A 2,972-nucleotide genomic window follows, 5' to 3' on the forward strand; every position below is an offset into this window, starting at 1 on the left:
GGGTGGCCGGGGTGATCAAGATGGTGCAGGCGATGCGGCACGGGGTGCTGCCGCCGACGTTGCACGTCACCGAACCCACCCCCCACGTCGACTGGGACTCCGGAGGCGTCCGCGTGGCCACCCGCCCGGTGGAGCTCCCCGGCGACCGACCGGCCCGCACCGGGGTCTCCAGCTTCGGCGTCAGCGGCACCAACGCCCACATCGTCCTGGAAGGCCCTCCCGTCCCCGGCCCGGACGAGCAGCGGCCCGCCGCCCCCGGCGAGCCACTCGTCTGGACCGTGTCGGCCAAGACCGACACCGCCCTGCGGGCACAGGCCGGCCGGCTGCGCCGGTACGCCGCCGGCGCCTCCGACGACGACCTGCGCGCCACCGGCCGTACCCTGGCCGCACGCGCGGGGTTCGCCCACCGCGCCGTGGTGGTGGCCGCGGACCGCGACGAGCTGCTCGCAGCGCTCGCCGCCGTCGCCGACGGCACCCCCCACGCCGCAGCCGTCCACGGCGAGGCGCTCCCCGCCGCCCGGCCGGTGTTCGTCTTCCCCGGCCAGGGCTCCCAGTGGGAGGGCATGGCCGTCGACCTCCTGGACACCAGCGAGGTCTTCCGCACCCGTCTGCTGGACTGCGACGAGGCACTGCGCCCGCACACCGGATGGTCGGTCGTCGACGTGCTGCGCGGGCGTGACGGCGCCCCCGCCCTGGAGGGCACCGACGTCATCCAGCCCGTCCTGTTCGCCGTCATGGTCTCCCTCGCCGAGCTGTGGCGCTCCTGCGGCGTCGACCCCACGGCGGTCGTCGGCCACTCCCAGGGCGAGATCGCCGCCGCGTGCGTCGCCGGGGTGCTCACCCTGTCCGACGCCGCCACGGTCGTCGCCCTGCGCTCCCGGGCACTGATCCGGCTCAGCGGCACCGGTGGCATGCTCGCGGTGGCCCTGCCCGCCGCCGAGACCCGGACACGGCTCCAGCCATGGGAGGGCAGCCTCTGGGTGGCCGTCCACAGCGGCCCGGCCTCCTGCGTCGTCGCCGGGGAGGCCGCCGCGCTGGACGAGTTCACCGCGGCCTGCGGAGAAGACGTCCGCGTGCGCCGCATCGCCGTCGACTACGCCTCCCACACCCCGCTCGTCGAGCCCATCGCCGACGAGCTCGCCGCCGCTCTCGACGGCATACGGCCGGACGACACCGGCATCGCCTTCTGCTCCTCCCTCGCCGGGCGGTTCATCGAGCCGTCCCGGCTGACCTCCGGCTACTGGTACGACAACCTGCGCAACCCGGTGCTGTTCGACGAGGCGATCAGGGCGTGCGCGGGAGCGGGCACGCCGCTGTTCGTCGAGGTCAGCCCGCACCCGGTGCTGGGCGCCGACGCCGACGAGATCTGCCACGCCGCGGGCGTCACCGCCGGGGTCTGCGCGACCCTGCGCCGCGGCGCCGGCGACCGGCCGCGCTTCCTGCTCGCGCTCGCCCACGCCTGGGCGCTCGGCGCGGACGTCGACTGGCTCACCGCGCTCGCCCCCGCTCCGCGACCGGTGAAGGACCCGCCCACCTACGCCTTCGAACGGCGCCGCTACTGGCTCGGGGACCACGAGCCGGTGGGCCGCCCCACCGGCGCGGGCATCGACGGCTCCCGGCACCCGCTGCTGGCCGCCGTCGTCCCCGTGGCCGGCGACGCCTACGTCCTGTCCGGCCAGATCTCGGCCGGGAGCCCGGCCTGGCTCGCGGACCACGCCGTGGAGGGCGGCGTCCTGCTGCCCGGCACCGCGTTCGCCGAGCTCGCCCTCGAAGGCGGCACCCACGCCGACTGCGGGCGCCTGGACGAGCTCGTCATCGAGGCGCCGCTGCTCCTCCCGCAGAGCGGCTCCGTCACCGTCCAGGTCACCGTGGACCCGCCCGACGACGAGCGGCGCCGCGCCGTCGCCGTCCACTCCCGTACCCCCGACGGCTGGTTCCGGCACGCCTCCGGCACCCTGTCGGCCGACGCCCCCGCCGGTGTCTCGTACCCGTGGGCGGTGGAGTGGCCGCCGGTGGGTGCCGAGCCGGTGGAGGTGGAGGGTGGTTATGAGCGGCTGGCCGAGCGGGGGTATGAGTACGGTCCGGCGTTTCAGGGGTTGCGTGCGGTGTGGCGCCGGGGCGAGGAGCTGTTCGCCGAGGTGGCGCTGCCCGCTGAGATCGACCCGGCCGGGTACGGTATCCACCCCGCCCTCCTCGACGCCGCCCTGCATCCCCTCGTCCTGACCGGCGGCGACGACGAGCTTCTCCTGCCCTTCGCCTTCGGTGGCGTGCTGCTGCACGCCACCGAGGCCCCCGAACTGCGGGTACGGCTGACCACCACCGGCGAGGACACCCTCGTCGAGGCGGCCGACCCGGCCGGCGCGCCGGTCCTGTCGATCGACGCCCTCCGCGTACGGGCCGCCGCCCCCCGCCATAGCGCCCCCGGCGGTACGGCGGTGCACGGCGTCGACTGGATCGAGGCACCCGCCGTCACCGAGGGAACCGCCGGAACCGCCGGGGCCACCACCGCCGACGCCGTGGTGATCCCGTGCGTGAGCGACCTGCCCGACGTGCCCGCCCGCGTCCGCGAGCTGACCGGCCGGGTCCTCGACGCCATCGCCGTGCACCCCGCCGACACCACCCTGATCTTCACCACCCGGGCCGGCGACCCGGCGGGCGCCGCGGTGTGGGGGCTGGTGCGGTCGGCGCAGTCGGAGCAGCCCGGCCGGTTCGTCCTGGCCGAGGCCGAGGACGACCATGTCGACCACATCGACCGGTCCCTCGTCACGGCGACCGGCGAACCCCAGGTCCGCATCGTGCGCGGCAGGCCCCTCGTCCCGCACCTGGCGCGGCGCGAGGTGCTCGCCGAGGCACGGCCACCGGTGTCGGGGACGGTGCTGGTGACCGGTGGTACCGGTGGGCTGGGGGCGTTGGTGGCGCGGCGGTTGGTGACGGGTCATGGGGTGCGGGATCTGTTGTTGCTGTCGCGTCGG

The 2,972-nt window shown here is 76.0% G+C and carries 1 protein-coding gene; it reads left to right on the top strand.

Annotated features, from left to right (window positions below):
- Positions 1–2,972, top strand: a 2,972-nt coding sequence (locus ACIBCT_RS40490; protein WP_399197365.1) for an acyltransferase domain-containing protein, incomplete at both ends; no start/stop codon positions are given.

The organism is Streptosporangium sp. NPDC050855 (assembly GCF_044456585.1).
Taxonomy (GTDB): Bacteria; Actinomycetota; Actinomycetes; order Streptosporangiales; family Streptosporangiaceae; genus Streptosporangium; species Streptosporangium longisporum.